This is a genomic window from Roseovarius sp. A46, assembly GCF_004126395.1.
GTDB lineage: Bacteria > Pseudomonadota > Alphaproteobacteria > Rhodobacterales > Rhodobacteraceae > Roseovarius > Roseovarius nitratireducens.
In genome coordinates, this window is record NZ_PVWS01000037.1 from 13,303 (window position 1) to 27,839 (window position 14,537).

General features: G+C 64.7%; 14 protein-coding genes. 9 read left to right on the forward strand and 5 right to left on the reverse strand.

Annotated elements, in window-relative coordinates; genetic code table 11:
* The first annotated feature begins 82 nt into the window (after positions 1-82).
* Positions 83-784, forward strand: a complete 702-nt coding sequence (pyrF, locus tag C6W92_RS15385; protein ID WP_129434724.1) for an orotidine-5'-phosphate decarboxylase — start codon at positions 83-85, stop codon at positions 782-784.
* A gap of 15 nt (positions 785-799) precedes the next feature.
* Here pyrF and C6W92_RS15390 read toward each other — a convergent pair whose 3' ends face one another.
* Complete coding sequence (locus tag C6W92_RS15390) at positions 800-1,735, reverse strand: ABC transporter ATP-binding protein (protein WP_129434787.1); 936 nt, start codon at positions 1,733-1,735, stop codon at positions 800-802.
* A gap of 74 nt (positions 1,736-1,809) precedes the next feature.
* Between C6W92_RS15390 and C6W92_RS15395 the strand changes: the two genes are divergently transcribed.
* From C6W92_RS15395 to C6W92_RS15410, 4 genes are all read left to right on the forward strand, one after another.
* Positions 1,810-1,989 (forward strand): zinc-finger domain-containing protein, encoded by a 180-nt coding sequence (locus C6W92_RS15395; RefSeq protein ID WP_104020255.1) that lies wholly within the window; start codon positions 1,810-1,812, stop codon positions 1,987-1,989.
* A gap of 79 nt (positions 1,990-2,068) precedes the next feature.
* A complete protein-coding gene (polA, locus tag C6W92_RS15400) occupies positions 2,069-4,873 on the forward strand; it encodes a DNA polymerase I (protein WP_129434726.1) in 2,805 nt (934 codons plus the stop codon).
* A 235-nt stretch (positions 4,874-5,108) separates the two neighbouring features.
* Complete coding sequence (locus C6W92_RS15405; protein ID WP_129434728.1) at positions 5,109-5,372, forward strand: hypothetical protein; 264 nt, start codon at positions 5,109-5,111, stop codon at positions 5,370-5,372.
* Positions 5,369-6,154, forward strand: coding sequence for a hypothetical protein (locus C6W92_RS15410; RefSeq protein ID WP_129434730.1), 786 nt, complete (start codon positions 5,369-5,371; stop codon positions 6,152-6,154). Before C6W92_RS15405 ends, C6W92_RS15410 begins: the two co-directional genes overlap by 4 nt.
* Positions 6,155-6,161: 7 nt before the next feature.
* Here the strand turns inward: C6W92_RS15410 and modC are convergent, their stop codons facing one another.
* The 4 genes from modC to C6W92_RS15430 form a co-directional block, all read right to left on the reverse strand.
* The gene (gene modC, locus C6W92_RS15415; RefSeq protein ID WP_129434732.1) at positions 6,162-7,271 is read right to left on the reverse strand and encodes a molybdenum ABC transporter ATP-binding protein; all 1,110 of its coding nucleotides are present in this window, start codon (positions 7,269-7,271) and stop codon (positions 6,162-6,164) included.
* Between the two features lie 4 nt (positions 7,272-7,275).
* A complete protein-coding gene (modB, locus tag C6W92_RS15420; protein ID WP_129434734.1) occupies positions 7,276-7,953 on the reverse strand; it encodes a molybdate ABC transporter permease subunit in 678 nt (225 codons plus the stop codon).
* Position 7,954: 1 nt separating this feature from the next.
* Complete coding sequence (gene modA / locus C6W92_RS15425) at positions 7,955-8,734, reverse strand: molybdate ABC transporter substrate-binding protein (protein WP_129434736.1); 780 nt, start codon at positions 8,732-8,734, stop codon at positions 7,955-7,957.
* Positions 8,735-8,802: 68 nt separating this feature from the next.
* Positions 8,803-9,174, reverse strand: a complete 372-nt coding sequence (locus C6W92_RS15430; RefSeq protein WP_129434738.1) for a LysR family transcriptional regulator — start codon at positions 9,172-9,174, stop codon at positions 8,803-8,805.
* Positions 9,175-9,592: 418 nt separating this feature from the next.
* Here C6W92_RS15430 and C6W92_RS15435 point away from each other — a divergent pair, with 418 nt between their 5' ends.
* From C6W92_RS15435 to C6W92_RS15450, 4 genes are read left to right on the forward strand one after another with little or no spacing between them, the layout of a single operon-like run.
* Complete coding sequence (locus tag C6W92_RS15435; RefSeq protein ID WP_129434740.1) at positions 9,593-10,741, forward strand: NAD-dependent epimerase/dehydratase family protein; 1,149 nt, start codon at positions 9,593-9,595, stop codon at positions 10,739-10,741.
* A 5-nt stretch (positions 10,742-10,746) separates the two neighbouring features.
* The gene (locus C6W92_RS15440) at positions 10,747-11,778 is read left to right on the forward strand and encodes an SDR family NAD(P)-dependent oxidoreductase (RefSeq protein WP_129434741.1); all 1,032 of its coding nucleotides are present in this window, start codon (positions 10,747-10,749) and stop codon (positions 11,776-11,778) included.
* A gap of 9 nt (positions 11,779-11,787) precedes the next feature.
* The gene (locus C6W92_RS15445) at positions 11,788-12,897 is read left to right on the forward strand and encodes a glycosyltransferase (protein WP_129434743.1); all 1,110 of its coding nucleotides are present in this window, start codon (positions 11,788-11,790) and stop codon (positions 12,895-12,897) included.
* The gene (locus tag C6W92_RS15450; RefSeq protein ID WP_129434745.1) at positions 12,894-14,216 is read left to right on the forward strand and encodes a hypothetical protein; all 1,323 of its coding nucleotides are present in this window, start codon (positions 12,894-12,896) and stop codon (positions 14,214-14,216) included. The genes C6W92_RS15445 and C6W92_RS15450 overlap by 4 nt, the downstream gene beginning before the upstream one ends.
* The last annotated feature ends 321 nt before the right edge of the window (positions 14,217-14,537 follow it).

Consider the following 14,537-nt stretch of genomic DNA (forward strand, 5'->3'; position numbering starts at 1 on the left):
TCCTGCCTCCGACTTCTCCCTGGGCTTGACGTGCACCCTGCCCGCCGCGACAAGAGCCACGACTTGCCCCGGAGACGCGCCCATGACCGCCGCAGATGACCGCCTGATCGTCGCCCTCGACCTGCCCGACGCCCATGCGGGGCTGGAAATGGCCGAGACGCTGGGCGACGCCGTGAGCTTCTACAAGATCGGGCTGGGGATGCTGACGGGCGGCGGGCTGGCGCTGGCAAACGAGCTCAAGCACGAGCACGGCAAGCGCGTGTTCCTCGACATGAAGCTTTTCGACATCGGGGCCACGGTCGAGGCGGCGGTGCGGGGACTGGCGCGGTTCGATCTCGATTTCCTGACGGTGCATGGCGATCCGCACGTGGTGCGCGCGGCACGGGAGGGGGCCGCGGGCACGCCCTTGCGCATCCTCGCCGTCACCATCCTCACCTCGCTCGACCGGGGCGATCTCGATGCCGGGATGATGAAGCCGGGCGCGGTGCCGGACCTCGTGGCCGAGCGCGCGGGCCGCGCGTTCGATGCCGGGGCCGACGGGGTGATCGCCAGCCCGCGGGAGGCGGCGATGATCCGTGCGCTGCCCGAGGCGGCAGGCCGCCTCATCGTCACCCCGGGCGTGCGCCCGGCGGGCAGCGCCCTTGGCGATCAGAAGCGCGTGGCCACGCCCACGCAGGCGATCGCGGACGGCGCCGATCACATCGTGGTGGGACGCCCGGTCTGGGCATCCGGTGATCCCCGCACTGCCGTGAGCGCGATCCTCGACGAGATCCGCAGGGCCTGATTCCGCAGGTCGCTGTTATCCCGCCCGGCTGCGCGTGAGGTCGAGGAAAACATCCTGCAAATCCGCCTGTTCGATGCGCAGGTCACGGATCTTGATCCCGGCGGCGCGCACCGCTTCGAGCACTGACTCGGCAGGGGTCTCGCGGGCGCGGTAGGTGATCTCGATTGTGCCATCGGCGTGGTGAGCGGCCTCGATCCCGCGCCCCTCCGGCAACGCGGTAACGGGCGCGTCGGGGGTGAGGATCATGCGCCGCCCGTCGAGCCGGTCCAGAAGCCGCACAGTGCTGTCGCGCGCCACCACCGCGCCCTCGTTGATGATGGCGATCTCGTCGCACATCTCCTCGGCCTCTTCGAGGTAATGGGTGGTCAAGATGATCGTCATCCCCTCGCGGTTGAGGCGGCGGATGTTTTCCCAGAGCATCGCACGCAACTCGATATCGACGCCCGCAGTCGGCTCGTCGAGCACGAGGATGTGGGGGTGATGGACCAGCGCCTTGGCCAAAAGAAGCCTGCGCCGCATGCCGCCAGACAGCGTGCGCGCGTAGGCCTCGGCCTTGTCCTCGAGCCCGACGAGCCGCAATATCGCATCGCTGCGCCGCTCGCGACGCGGCACGCCGTAGAGTCCGGCCTGCACTTCGAGCGCCTCGCGCGGGGTGAAGAACGGATCGAGGTTCAATTCCTGCGGCATCACCCCGATGGAGGCGCGGCTTTGCCTCGGGTTGCGGTCCTGGTCGAAGCCCCAGATCGTAACCTGCCCGGCGGTTTTCACCACCAAACCGGCGAGGATGTTGATGAGCGTCGATTTGCCCGCGCCGTTGGGGCCGAGGAGGCCGAAGACCGAGCCCTGCGGAATGTCGAGGTCGATGCCCTTGAGCGCGTGTTTCTCCGGGCCGTGACGCCCGCCCGCGTAGGTCTTTACCAGACCCCGGATTTCGATGGCACTTGCCGCCATGCCGCTCTTGCCCCCCGCCTCTTGTTCCAGCATAGTCCGACCTAGTCCAATGCACCGCAAAAGGAAACGCCCCGATGGTAACGCAGGCCCCGGAAACCCGTATCGTCGACAATTATCGCGTGGCCTGCGACGGCGGCGAGGGGGCGCTTGGCCATCCCCGCGTGTGGCTCCAGATTCCGCGCGAGACGGGATATGTGGAATGCCCCTATTGCGACGCCAAGCTCGTCCATCGCGATTTCGAGGGCAAGGTCTGAGCAAGCGGCGTTGCGCCACGACCGCGCGGCGGGATTTGGATATTTCTGGCAAGATTAAGCCTGATCGGGAGGGCGCGCAATGTCATTCGGAAAAGGCTGTCACCTGCACCTGATCGACGGGTCGTCCTTTATCTTTCGCGCGTATCACGCGCTACCGCCGCTGACGCGCAAGTCCGACGGGCTGCCGATCGGGGCAGTGGCGGGGTTTTGCAACATGCTGCAACGCTATGTGGAGGGCAATCACGGCCCCGACGCGCCCACCCATGTGGCGGTGATCTTCGACAAGGGCAGCCACACCTTTCGCAACGATCTCTATGATGCCTACAAGGCCAACCGCGAGGAGATGCCCGAGGACCTGCGCCCGCAGATCCCGCTCACGCGCGATGCCACCCGCGCGTTCAACATCGCCTGCGAGGAGATCGAGGGCTATGAGGCCGACGACATCATCGCGACGCTGGCCTGCAAGGCGCGCGACCTGGGCGGGCGGGTGACGATCATCAGTTCCGACAAGGACCTGATGCAACTGGTGGGCGGTGGTGTCGAGATGCTGGATGCCATGAAGAACCGGCGCATCGACGTGGACGGCGTGCGCGAGAAATTCGGGGTGGACCCGGAGCGCGTGGTCGATGTGCAGGCGCTGGCGGGTGACAGCGTGGACAACATCCCCGGCGCGCCCGGCATCGGCATCAAGACCGCCGCGCTGCTGATCAACGAGTTCGGCTCGCTGGAGGAATTGCTGGAGCGTGCCGGTGAGATCAAGCAGCCCAAGCGGCGCGAGACGCTGATCGACAAGCGCGAGCAGATCGAGATGTCGAAGCGGCTGGTGCAGCTCGACTGCGACACGCCGCTGGAGTTCACGCTCGACGATCTGGAGGTGCGCGACCCCGATCCCGAGACGCTGCTGGGGTTTCTGACGGAGATGGAGTTTCGCACCCTGTCGAAGCGCATCGCCGAGGCGCTGGGCCGGGAGGCGCCGGTGATTCCAGAGCCCGCTGCGCCAAAGACGGCAGAGGATGCGCCAAAGGTGCCCGAATGGCCCGCGATAGAGCCTGATTCCTACGAGCATATCAGCGACATGGACGCACTCGGGGAATGGATCGAGACGATCCGGGCACAGGGCTATGTGGCGCTCGATACCGAGACCACGTCGCTCAACGAGATGCAGGCCGATCTGGTGGGGATATCGCTCGCCACCGCGCCGGGGCGCGCCTGTTACATCCCGCTGGCGCACAAGGGGGGTGCGGCGGACGATCTGTTCGGCTCGGAGGACCTGGCAGAGGGGCAGGTGCCGATGGCCGACGCGCTCGCCGCGCTGAAGCCGGTACTGGAGGACGACGCGATCCTCAAGATCGGGCAGAACATGAAATACGATGCCAAGATCCTCGCGGGTCACGGCATCACGGTGGCTCCCATCGACGACACGATGCTGATGTCCTACGCGCTGCACGCGGGCGAGCACGGGCATGGGATGGACACGCTTAGCGAACGCTACCTGAGCCACGAGCCGATCCCGATCAAGGCGCTGTTGGGCTCCGGCAAATCCGCGATCACCTTTGACCGGGTTCCGGTGGAGGAGGCGGTAAAGTACGCCGCCGAAGATGCCGATATCACGCTACGGCTGTGGCTGACCTTCAAACCGCAATTGCACCGCACCCGCGTCACCACCGTCTACGAAACGCTGGAGCGGCCGTTGGTGCCGGTGCTGGCAGAGATGGAGCGGCACGGCGTCAAGGTGGACCGCGACACGCTGCGCGCCATGTCGGGCAAGTTCGCGCAGAAGATGGGGGAACTGGAAGCGGAGATACACGCGCTTGCGGGGCGATCCTTCAATGTCGGAAGCCCCAAGCAACTGGGTGAGATCCTGTTCGACGAGATGGGGCTGGAGGGCGGCAAGAAGGGCAAGACCGGGGCCTATGCCACCGGCGCGGACGTGCTGGAGGATTTGGCGACCGAGCACGAGCTGCCGGCGCGCGTGCTCGACTGGCGGCAGCTATCGAAGCTCAAATCGACCTACACCGACGCGCTTCAGGATCATATCGACCCCGACACCGGGCGCGTGCACACCTCCTATGTGCAGACCGGGGCCAACACCGGGCGGCTTGCCTCGACCGATCCGAACCTGCAGAACATCCCGGTGCGCAGCGAGGAAGGCCGCCGCATCCGCGAGGCGTTTGTTGCAGAAGAGGGCAACCTGCTGGTCAGCCTGGATTATTCCCAGATCGAGCTGCGCATCCTTGCCCATGTGGCCGGGATCGACACGCTGAAGCAGGCGTTTCGCGAGGGGCACGACATCCACGCCATGACGGCAAGCGAGATGTTCGGCGTGCCAATGGACGAGATGACGCCCGAGGTCCGCCGTCAGGCCAAGGCGATCAATTTCGGGGTGATCTACGGCATTTCCGGCTTTGGCCTTGCGCGCAATCTGCGTATTCCGCGCGCCGAGGCGCAGGGCTTCATCGACCGCTACTTCGAGCGCTTCCCGGGCATCAGGGATTACATGGATGAAACCGTATCCTTTGCCAAGGAACACGGGTTTGTTCAGACGCTGTTCGGGCGCAAGATTCACACGCCCGAGATCGGGGCGCGCGGCCCGCGCGCGGGATTTGCCCGCCGCGCCGCGATCAACGCGCCGATACAGGGCACGGCGGCGGACATCATCCGCCGCGCGATGATCCGGATGCCCGACGCGATCCGTGATCTGCCCTGCAAGATGCTCTTGCAGGTGCATGACGAATTGATCTTCGAAGTGGCGAAGGATGGTGTTGACCGCCTGATCGGGGTGGCGGGCGAGGTCATGCAGGGCGCTGCCGACCCGGCGGTCCATCTCGACGTGCCGCTGGTGGTGGACGCGGGACAAGGCGGAAACTGGGCCGAGGCGCATTGAAGGATTGAACCGCCACGGGATTTTGTCCCCGTTTGGGAATCAGAAGCCGCCTGCGGTCACATGTGGCCCCGGCCCGTGTGAATACGCCGGTGGTTCGATGGGAACCCGCGCGTCCTTAACAAGGGCTTTCCGCCACGCGCGGTCGCGACAGAGAATTTCAACCCGGGTTCCCGAGAACGGGCCGCGTTTCAACCGGTGTCGCGTTACCGCGTATGCCAAGAACGCAGGAGCTGCCATGAACCCGTTTGCCAACCGTTCCCTGTCGCTGTCAGGCCCGGCCACCGACACCCTGCCGGTGGTGCCGGACGATACCATCGACCTGCCACACGTGGCGGTCGGTCTCTATACCGAAGCCGGCGGCGCGATCAGTATCGTGACCGTGAGCGGCGAGACGCGCACCGTCACGGTCGCCGATTTCTCTATCCTGCCCGTGGGCGTGCGCCGGGTGAACGCCAGCGGCACCACCGCCAGCGGTATCCACGCTCTGGTCGTTGCATGAAGACCGTCACCGATATCAGCGTGACCAGCGCCCGCCGGGTGTATCGGGCCTTCAGCCCGGCGCGGCTCTTCTCAAGCTCCGAGGACGGCGCGTGGTATGATCCGGGCGACCTCGGCTCGCTTTTCCAGGATGCGGCGGGAACCGTGCCGGTCACGGCCCCGGGCGATCCGGTCGGCTACATAGGCGACAAGTCGGGCAACGGATACCATGCCACGCAGGCAACCGCCGCCGCGCGGCCCGTCCTGCAACAGGACGCGGGGGGGCGGTATTACCTCGATTTCGACGGGGTGGACGATTTCCTCAGCGCTGGCGACGTGCTCGATCTTGGCGCCAGAGACCGCACCGCCGCGTTCGGCGTGCAGGTGCCGGACACCGGCACGACGGCCTTTCTGAGCAAGAGGGGGTTCGGCGCGAGCGCCCCGGGCTGGGGGGTCCGGTCAGCCGACCAGCGGCTTCAGATCGAATACGATGACGGCGTATCGCTGGTTGTCGCATCCATCGGGGATGCCGCGGGCCTTGCGGATCGCGCCGTTCACATTGCGGAAATCGAGTTCGGGGCCGAGGCGCGGAGCTATCGCAACGGGGTGCTGTCGGCGGCGCGGGCCGATCTGGCCGGTCACGGCGACAGCACCGGCGCGCGAAACTTCCAGATCGGTGGGCAGGCCCCCTTCTATGCCGATATGCGCCTTTATGGTGCCCTTGTGCGAGAGGGGCTTCTGACGAGCGGAGATCGGGGGCATGTGCTGGCGTACCTCGCGAACAAGGCGGGAGTCGCGCTGTGACACCGGGTTATGCGTCGCCGCGGGTATCGCGGGGCAGTGCCTGACGATCGAAAGAGACGGCCTTGATCAATGCGACGACGGGCTGCCCCTCGCCCAATCCGAGATCCGCGACGGCCGCGCGGGTGACCCGCGCGCGCAGGTGTTGGTCGCCAACTTCCAGAAGCACCTCGGCAAATGCAGTTGCCGCCTCCGGCTCGATGCTCAGCACGCGGGCGTCAAGCGCGTTGCGGATGCTCAGGCCCTCGGGGCGGGTCAGCGCCAGGGAAACGTCGCGCGCCCGCACCCGGAGCCGGACCTCTTGTCCCGGTGCAAGCGCGATCTGCGGGACCTCGAGCCAGGCGGAGCCGATATCGACGCGGCTCAGATGCAGGGCCGTGTCCTGCGAGGCAATCCGTCCGGTCAGCATCACACCCGCCTCGAACCGGCCCTGAACACTCGAGAGATCGAGCCGCTCGAGCGTCTCGGCCACACCTCCGGTCGCCGCGATGCGCCCCTCGGCGAGTGCCACGATGCGATCGCAAAGCTGCGTCACCTCTTCCAGCGCGTGGGTGACATAGATGACGGGGAGGCCGAAGGCGTTCGGCAGGCGCCCGATATAGGGCATGATCTCGCCCTTGCGACGCGTGTCAAGCGCGGCGAGAGGCTCATCCATGAGCAAGAGCCGTGGCCGCGCCAGAAGCGTCCGGCCGATGGCCACGCGCTGTTTTTCTCCACCGGAGAGCTGGTTTACGCGGCGCTCGAACAAGGGCGAGAGGTCTAGGACATCGACCACGTCGTCAAATGAGTACCGGGCGGCGATGCCCGCGGCGCGCCTGTGCGCGTAGTCAAGGTTGCCGCGCACGGTCAGGTGCGGAAACAGCCGCGCATCCTGAAAGACGTAGCCCACGCCGCGGCGATGGGGTGGCAGATAGGCGCGCGCGCCCAGCCAGACCTCGTCACCGTAGGAAATCCGCCCCTTCACACCATGCTCGAACCCCGCGATGACACGCAAGAGGGTGGATTTGCCACAGCCCGAGGGGCCGAACAGCGCCGTGATCCCTTGGCCGGGGAAAACGTGTGCGACCTCCAGCGTGAATCCGGGGAAGCGGACGCGCACATCCGTTGACAGATCGGTCATCACCTCACCCGACATGAACAGGAAAGCGGCGGTTCAGGCTATAAACCGCGAGCAGGACGGAGAACGAGAACACCAGCAGGATTGCCGCGAGGCTGTGGGCGGCGGCGTAGTTGATCGTTTCGACTTCTTCGTAGATCTGGATCGAGACGACCTTGGTTCTGCCGGGAATGTTGCCCCCGACCATCAGAACCACGCCGAATTCGCCGATCGTGTGAGCAAACGTCAGCACCGTCGCCGTCAGGTAGCCGCGTACCGCCATCGGCGCCGCCACGCTGAAGAATGCGTCGCGCGGAGACGCCCGCAGCGAGGCCGCGGCCTCGAGCGGCGCGTGCCCGACCGATTCGAACGCGCCCTGCAAGGGCTGCACCATGAAAGGCAGCGAATAGAGTGCAGAGGCAACGATCAGGCCCGTGAACGAAAAGGTCAGCGTGGACCCCGTCGCCGACAGCCACAACCCGCCAAGGACCGACTCCGGGCTGAGAAACACCAGCAGGTAGAAGCCCAGCACCGTGGGCGGCAGCACGAGCGGAAGCGCAGTGACCGCTTCGACAACGGATTTCAGACGGGACCGGGTATGGGAAAGCCACCATGCGACCGGCGTGCCGACAAGCAGCAGCAGCAGCGTGGTGATCGCCGCAAGCCGGAACGTAAGCCAGAGGGGGCCGAGATCGGGCACATCCATATCAGCCGTCCGTGCCGTAGCCGAAGCGCTCGATCACCGCCGCGGCCCCGGGCGTGCGCAGGTAATCCAGAAACGCCTGCGCCGCCGCGTTGTCCGCGCCGTGGCGCAGCAACACCGCGTCCTGCCGGATCGGCGCGAACAGCTCCTGCGGCACATCCCAGCGGCTGCCCTTGGTCCCGGTGCGCGGGCTCTGCACGGCGGAAAGCGCGACGAAGCCAAGTTCGGCGGCGCCGGTGGCGACCATCGAGTTGGTCTGACCAATATTCTGCCCCATGACGATCCTGGGCTGAAGCACCTCCCAGAGCCCGAGGGATTGCAGGGTCTCGCGCGCGGCGACGCCGTAGGGGGCAAGATCCGGGTTGGCGATGGCCACGAAACGCAGGTCGGGGTCTTTGAGTGCCGCGCGGCCATCCGCGCCGATGCGGTCGGGATCGGTACTCCACAGCGTCAGTTGCCCCACGGCATAGGTGAAATCCGTTCCCGCGACCGCTTTGCCGTCCTCCAGCAGGCGCGCGGGGGTGGCCGCGTCAGCGGACAGCAGCAGATCGAACGGCGCACCGGCGCCGATCTGGGCATAGAGCTTGCCGGTCGAGCCGGTGGTCAGTTGCACGTCGTGTCCCGTAGTCTCGCGAAACGCGGGCAGGAGCGCCTCTGCCGTCTCGGCAAAGTTGGCGGCGACGGCTGCCAGCGCGCTGTCGGCACGCGCGGCAAGCGGACCCGCCAGCGATGTGGCGAAAACGAGCACGGCGAGCATCGCGCGGCGAGACAGGATCCGTGGCATCGTGTGCTGGCTCCGATTGGATATATCCAGGAAAACATATCGCAAGCGCATCTCTGAACTGTCAATCGTTATTTTTCTCCGGGAATATCGCCGAGGAGCGATTGCAACGCGGCAAGACGCGCGGCCCCACCCTCGGTCGCGTCAGCCTCGAAGGCACGGTAGAGCGACAGCACCTCTCTCCCAAGATCGGTCAGCACCGCGCCACCACCGCCGGGGCCGCCGCGTGTGCTTTCGACCAACGGACCACGAAACATTGCGTTCAGCGTTCCGATCAACTCCCAGGCGCGCTTGTAGCTCATGCGCATTTCGCGGCCCGCAGCGGCGATCGACCCGCAGCGGTCGATCCGTTCCAGCAAATCGGCTTTGCCGGGCCCAATCATCTCGTCATCGCCAAAGACGATCCGAATGCGCAAACGGGGCGGATGTTTCCAGGATGCCATATCGGTAGCATCCTTCCTCGGGCGCGCGAGTTCAAGCGGTTTGAACCAACGCTGACCCGGGTTTCGAGGTGCGATACCGCCCTGATGGAATGACCCCCTTGCCCGCAGAAAGCGAAGTGTCGCCTGGTATCCGGCGGCTGTCAGCGTGGTCGCCGCGTGTGCGTGGCCCGATCTTGCAGCCAATAGCGGCGGCGCGGGACCGAAGAGCGCACAGCGACAGATCACCGTCAGGCCAGGCATCAAATCACACTTTTCAGGCGAGTTATTTTCCTATAATTATCTATAAGGTTGAGTCCCGGGTTGGTATCGGCCACTTTCAGACGAGCGTCAGGCCGAATGGCGAGCAGTGGAGCGCGACAAGGCATCTCAATGCAAACACGACAGCATCACGTCCCGTGTCCGGGTTCTGGAGGAAAACATGCGTGTACTCATTCTGGGTGGAGATGGCTATCTCGGCTGGCCCACGGCAATGGATTTCGCGGCCGCCGGCCACGAGGTGATGGTCGCGGACAACTACATGCGGCGGAATATTGCCGAGGCGACGGACAGTGACGCGCTGATCGGCGCCCCCTGCCTCAGCGAGCGGGCGGCCATCTTCGAAGCGGTCGGCGGCAAGCCGATCAAGGTGCGCATCGGCGATCTGTCGGACCCTGACGTGATGTTCGACCTGGTGCGCGAGATGCAGCCCGACACCGTCGTGCACTATGCCGAACAGCCCTCTGCCCCCTACTCCATGCGGGGCTTTCGCGAGGCGCGCGAGACTTTCCGCAACAATCTCGATGTCACGTTCAACTGTATCTGGGCGGTCAAGGAGCACGCCCCCGACGCGCATATTGTCAAGCTCGGCACCATGGGTGAATATGGCACGCCCGATATCGACATCGAGGAGGGCTGGATCGAGATCAAGCACAAGGGCCGCAAGGACACGTTCCTCTATCCCCGCGCTGCCGGCTCGCTCTATCACACCACCAAGGTGCTCGATACCGACCTGCTCTGGTTCTATGTGCGCACCTACGGGCTACGGGTGACCGACCTGATGCAAGGGCCGGTTTACGGCATCTCGACCGACGAGGCCGATCTCGACCCGCGCCTGTGCCCAAATTTCCACTACGACGATATCTTCGGCACCGTGGTGAACCGGTTCCTGGTGCAGGCCGTCGCGGGGGTACCGCTCACCGTCTATGGCGGTGGCGGGCAGACGCGCGGCTATCTCAACCTGCGCGACACGCTGCAATGCGTCCGTCTCGCCGCCGAACATCCCGCTGAGCGCGGCGAGTTGCGTATTTTCAACCAGTTGACCGAGACCTTTACCGTCAACGACCTGGCCGAGCGGGTCCGGCAGGCCGGAAGCCAGGTGGGCCTCGATGTCGAGATCAGGTCGATCCCCAATCCCCGCAAGGAAAAAGAGGAACACTATTACAACCCCGCGCATAGCGGGCTGGCCGAACTGGGGCTGAAACCGCACTACATGTCAGAGGCCGTGCTGGGCGCGATGCTGGAACGCATCATCGAGAACCGCGACCGTATCGTCACCGATCGCATTATGCCGCGCGTGCGCTGGAGCTGACGGGCATGGACGGATTCAGGGACAAGACGGTCCTCGTCACCGGCGCCTGCGGCACCGTCGGCGCCGAACTCGTTCGCCAGCTTGCGCAAAGCCGCGCGGCCCACATCGTGTGCATCGACAACAACGAGACCGAACTCTTTTTCCAGATCGAGCACTACCGGGCGACCGGCAAAGTCTCGGGTCATCTCGCCGACATACGCGACCGCGAGGCGTTAAAGCTGCGGATGCGCGGCGTCGATATCGTGCTGCACGCCGCCGCGCTCAAGCATGTGGGCCTGTGCGAAGACAGCCCTGCACAAGCGATCGCCACCAACATCCAGGGCACGCAGAACGTCATCGACGCAGCGCAGGAGAACGGTGTCGAGCGCGTGGTCTTCACCTCGTCCGACAAGGCGGTGAACCCCACCAACGTGATGGGCACCTCGAAGCTGATGGGCGAGCGGCTGATGACCGCGGCGGCCGAGACCACGGCCAACGGGCACCACATCCGCGCGCGCAACGCGGGCACGGTCTTTGCCTCGACGCGGTTCGGCAACGTGCTGGGATCGCGCGGGTCGGTGGTGCCGCTGTTTCGCCGCCAGATCGCGGCGGGCGGGCCGATCACGCTGACCCATCGCGACATGACACGCTTTATCATGACGCTGGAAGAGGCCGTGCGGCTGGTGCTCGACTCGGTCTGGCTGGCCTGTGGCGGCGAGGTGATGGTTACCAAAATGCCGGTCGCCCGGATCGAGGACATCGCCCATGTCATGCGCGACACGCTCGCCCCCGGGCGCAGCGTCGAGATCACCGAGATCGGCCCCAAGCCCGGCGAGAAGATGTACGAAGAGCTGATGAACGACGAAGAGGTGCGCCGAACCTGGGAATACGGCGATTTCTTCGTGTCGCTCTCGGCCTTTGCCGATGCCACGGCCCCCGGCTATGCCCATCTGCGCGGGGCCCCGCGGACCGACCGGCCCTACAACTCGGCCCATGAGGCGGCCCTGAGCCGCGAGGCGTTGGCCGGTTATTTCGCCGAGAAGGGGGTGTTGGGGTGAGTGAGTAGAATGCGCCTGATTTTCGTTGCCAACTCTCCGAGTCCGAATACCGTTGAGCTCTACAACGCGCTGCATCGCCGTAACGATACAGAGGTTTCGGTCGCCTATCTCTCCAGGCGAAATGCGAAATGGCGGAATCCCTCATTTCCAACGGATCACGACATTCTGGAAAGTCGCAACCTGAGTCCCTTCCCGTCTCGGGTTAATACGGCATTCTGTCCAGGGCTGTTGCTTCGGCTGCTATTCAAGGAACGCCGGGCCAGGATCGTCATACAAGGCTACAGCAACCCGACGAATTTCCTGTTGATCCTGGCAATGGCCTTCCTGCGGCCAGGCGCGGATTGGGCATTCTGGGGAGAGCGCATAAAGAAATCCCCGAGATCACACCCGATACGGTTCCTGGTAAAGCGCGCGGTCATCGCTGCGATCTCGAGGTCGCGCCGTGTTTACGCCGTTGGCCAGGCCGGTGTCACAAGCTATGCCGAGCACGGGGTGCCAGAAAGGCTGTTGCGAAGCCTGCCGTATACCAAGGATTTCTCGGTCTACCAGTCGGCGGAAAACACGCATGACAACAAGGTCATCGTGACAACGGCACGTCTCGTGCCATCAAAGAAGATCGACCAGCTTGTCCGGGTTTTCTCGGACCTTGCCGATGACTACCCCGACTGGCACCTGAACATCATCGGCGATGGCGCGATGCGGCCGGAACTGGAAACCGGCCTCAAGGAGAGCTTGCGAGACAGGATCACGTTCCACGGATACGCCGGACCCGAGAAGCAATCTGAAATCTATGCCGCGTCGGACCTATTCGTGCTCCCGTCCATGCATGACGGCTGGGGCATGGTCGTTCCCGAAGCGATGGCTGCCGGCTTGCCGGTGATTACAACAGACGGTGTCATGGCAGGCAGGGATCTTGTCCGATCTGGCGAGAACGGTTTCTTGTTGCCCCCGGGTCAGAGTGAACCTTTGAAGGCTATTCTCCTCAGGGTGATGCGCGGTGACATCGACCTGAAAAAGATGACGGCCACCGCTCTCGATAGTGTCTCTTCCTACTATCCCGACCACGTTTCCGCAGACCTCGTCGCGGACATTTCGACCGGCTGGAGGGGGCGCGAATGAAAGCCTCGCCGTGCTTGAAACCGCATCGGGATGACAGCCAAATCGGAGGGCTGGCCCGGTTTTGCGCAACCGGTACGACACAGGTTCTCGCGGCTGCGGGCGGTCTGCTGCTTGCCGTCGTCATCGCGCGTACCGGCGGGCCGGAACAGCTGGGCATGTTCACGGTCATGCTCAGCCTTCTCGGAGTGCTGGGCATGATCGCGCGGCGTGGTCAGGGCAGCCTGCTGACGCGGTCGGTGGCGTGGGCAGTTCATGAAAAAGGAGCGCGCGCGTCCGTTTCCCTGTTGCTGCTGGCTATTCGCCGGATCGTCCTGTCCAGTATTGCGCTTGGCCTGGCAGGGTCTGCGATCCTTTCGAGTGGAATCCTGGGATCGCCGTTTCCAGGAGCTGTGCACTTCCTCCCCGTCTTGCTGTTCCTGGTTACAGCACTCGCACTGTTCGCGGCTTACGCGCGCGGCAGTGCGCGTCCGTGGCTCGCCCCGCTGTTCGAGCTTGGCGGGATTTCATGTCTGACAGTACTGCTGCTCATGCCATCGCTTGTTCGGGGCGGCAACCTGACGTCAACGGGCGTAATGTCCGGTTTCCTGCTGTCGATGCTCGTCCTGGCATTGATAGCGGGCGCGATCGCGCGGGCAGATCACCCCGTGAAACGCGAGATGCTCTTTCCCGAGGCGCGCCTGAGAGAGGAATTGAGTCAGGGTCAGGTTCCGTTCACGCTCATCGCCCTGGCCGGTTTCCTTATTCAGTCGGGGTCGTTCCTGCTGGCGGCTCCATTCCTGAACGAGGCCGAAATCGGCCTGTTGCGGGGCGCCGAGAGGCTGGCGCTTTTGGTCAGTTTTTGCACGCTTGTCATCAATCCGATGATCGCGCCCGGGATCGTGCGCCTGTCACGGGGCGGAGACGCGAACGCGCTGCGTCGGCTGACGTTTCAGGCAGTGCTTGTCAGCACCGGGATCGCGGCCTGCGTGCTGCTGCCACTGCTGATCTGGCCCGAACGGGCGCTGGCGCTTCTGGGGGCGGAATTTGGTGCGGCAACCGGGTATTTGCGGATCATGGCGCTCGCACAGTTCGCAGCCGCGCTGCTGGGACCGTTGGCGATGACACTGCACATGACCGGGCGCGAACGTGTGTCGATGTGGGCCAATCTCGCCACACTGGCAGTGGCCGCCCCGCTTGTCCCGGGCTTGTCACTGACCCATGGCGCGTTCGGGTTCGCCCTGGCTTATGCGGCCATCATTGTCACGCGGCTGGGGCTGATCGGCGGGGCGATCCTTTTGACCGGGCCAATTGAACCGCGTGGTTCGGGAGGCACCAAATGAGCCGCTTGAGAATTGACAGGTCACCGAGTGTGCCACGTCTCAGACTCCTGCGTACCTACTGGGTTGTTGTGATCCTGTGCATTATCGGGCTGTGGCCGTTTAGCGGCCTTACAATCCCGCACTTGATCTTCTTTGGTGCACTCTCAGTGGGGCTGTACGCAAGTTACTCGCGTTATATCCTCCCGCTTATTGTCTAGGAAAGTCTGAACAACGCCTTCTGCTGCGCCGACGCGCCGATGTGAGGGCCATGCCGGGCATCAGGCAGCTTGTTTCCAGCGGCTTTCGGGCTGCTTCGGCCGCTCGGTTGGTGGACAGGCCAAT

Excerpts from the sequence above, each read along its gene's own strand:
- pyrF (WP_129434724.1), top strand. The coding sequence starts at position 83 with ATGACCGCCGCAGATGACCGCCTGATCGTCGCCCTCGACCTGCCCGAC.
- C6W92_RS15390 (WP_129434787.1), bottom strand. The coding sequence starts at position 1,735 with ATGGCGGCAAGTGCCATCGAAATCCGGGGTCTGGTAAAGACCTACGCG.
- C6W92_RS15395 (WP_104020255.1), top strand. The coding sequence starts at position 1,810 with ATGGTAACGCAGGCCCCGGAAACCCGTATCGTCGACAATTATCGCGTG.
- polA (WP_129434726.1), top strand. The coding sequence starts at position 2,069 with ATGTCATTCGGAAAAGGCTGTCACCTGCACCTGATCGACGGGTCGTCC.
- C6W92_RS15405 (WP_129434728.1), top strand. The coding sequence starts at position 5,109 with ATGAACCCGTTTGCCAACCGTTCCCTGTCGCTGTCAGGCCCGGCCACC.
- C6W92_RS15410 (WP_129434730.1), top strand. The coding sequence starts at position 5,369 with ATGAAGACCGTCACCGATATCAGCGTGACCAGCGCCCGCCGGGTGTAT.
- modC (WP_129434732.1), bottom strand. The coding sequence starts at position 7,271 with ATGACCGATCTGTCAACGGATGTGCGCGTCCGCTTCCCCGGATTCACG.
- modB (WP_129434734.1), bottom strand. The coding sequence starts at position 7,953 with ATGGATGTGCCCGATCTCGGCCCCCTCTGGCTTACGTTCCGGCTTGCG.
- modA (WP_129434736.1), bottom strand. The coding sequence starts at position 8,734 with ATGCCACGGATCCTGTCTCGCCGCGCGATGCTCGCCGTGCTCGTTTTC.
- C6W92_RS15430 (WP_129434738.1), bottom strand. The coding sequence starts at position 9,174 with ATGGCATCCTGGAAACATCCGCCCCGTTTGCGCATTCGGATCGTCTTT.
- C6W92_RS15435 (WP_129434740.1), top strand. The coding sequence starts at position 9,593 with ATGCGTGTACTCATTCTGGGTGGAGATGGCTATCTCGGCTGGCCCACG.
- C6W92_RS15440 (WP_129434741.1), top strand. The coding sequence starts at position 10,747 with ATGGACGGATTCAGGGACAAGACGGTCCTCGTCACCGGCGCCTGCGGC.
- C6W92_RS15445 (WP_129434743.1), top strand. The coding sequence starts at position 11,788 with ATGCGCCTGATTTTCGTTGCCAACTCTCCGAGTCCGAATACCGTTGAG.
- C6W92_RS15450 (WP_129434745.1), top strand. The coding sequence starts at position 12,894 with ATGAAAGCCTCGCCGTGCTTGAAACCGCATCGGGATGACAGCCAAATC.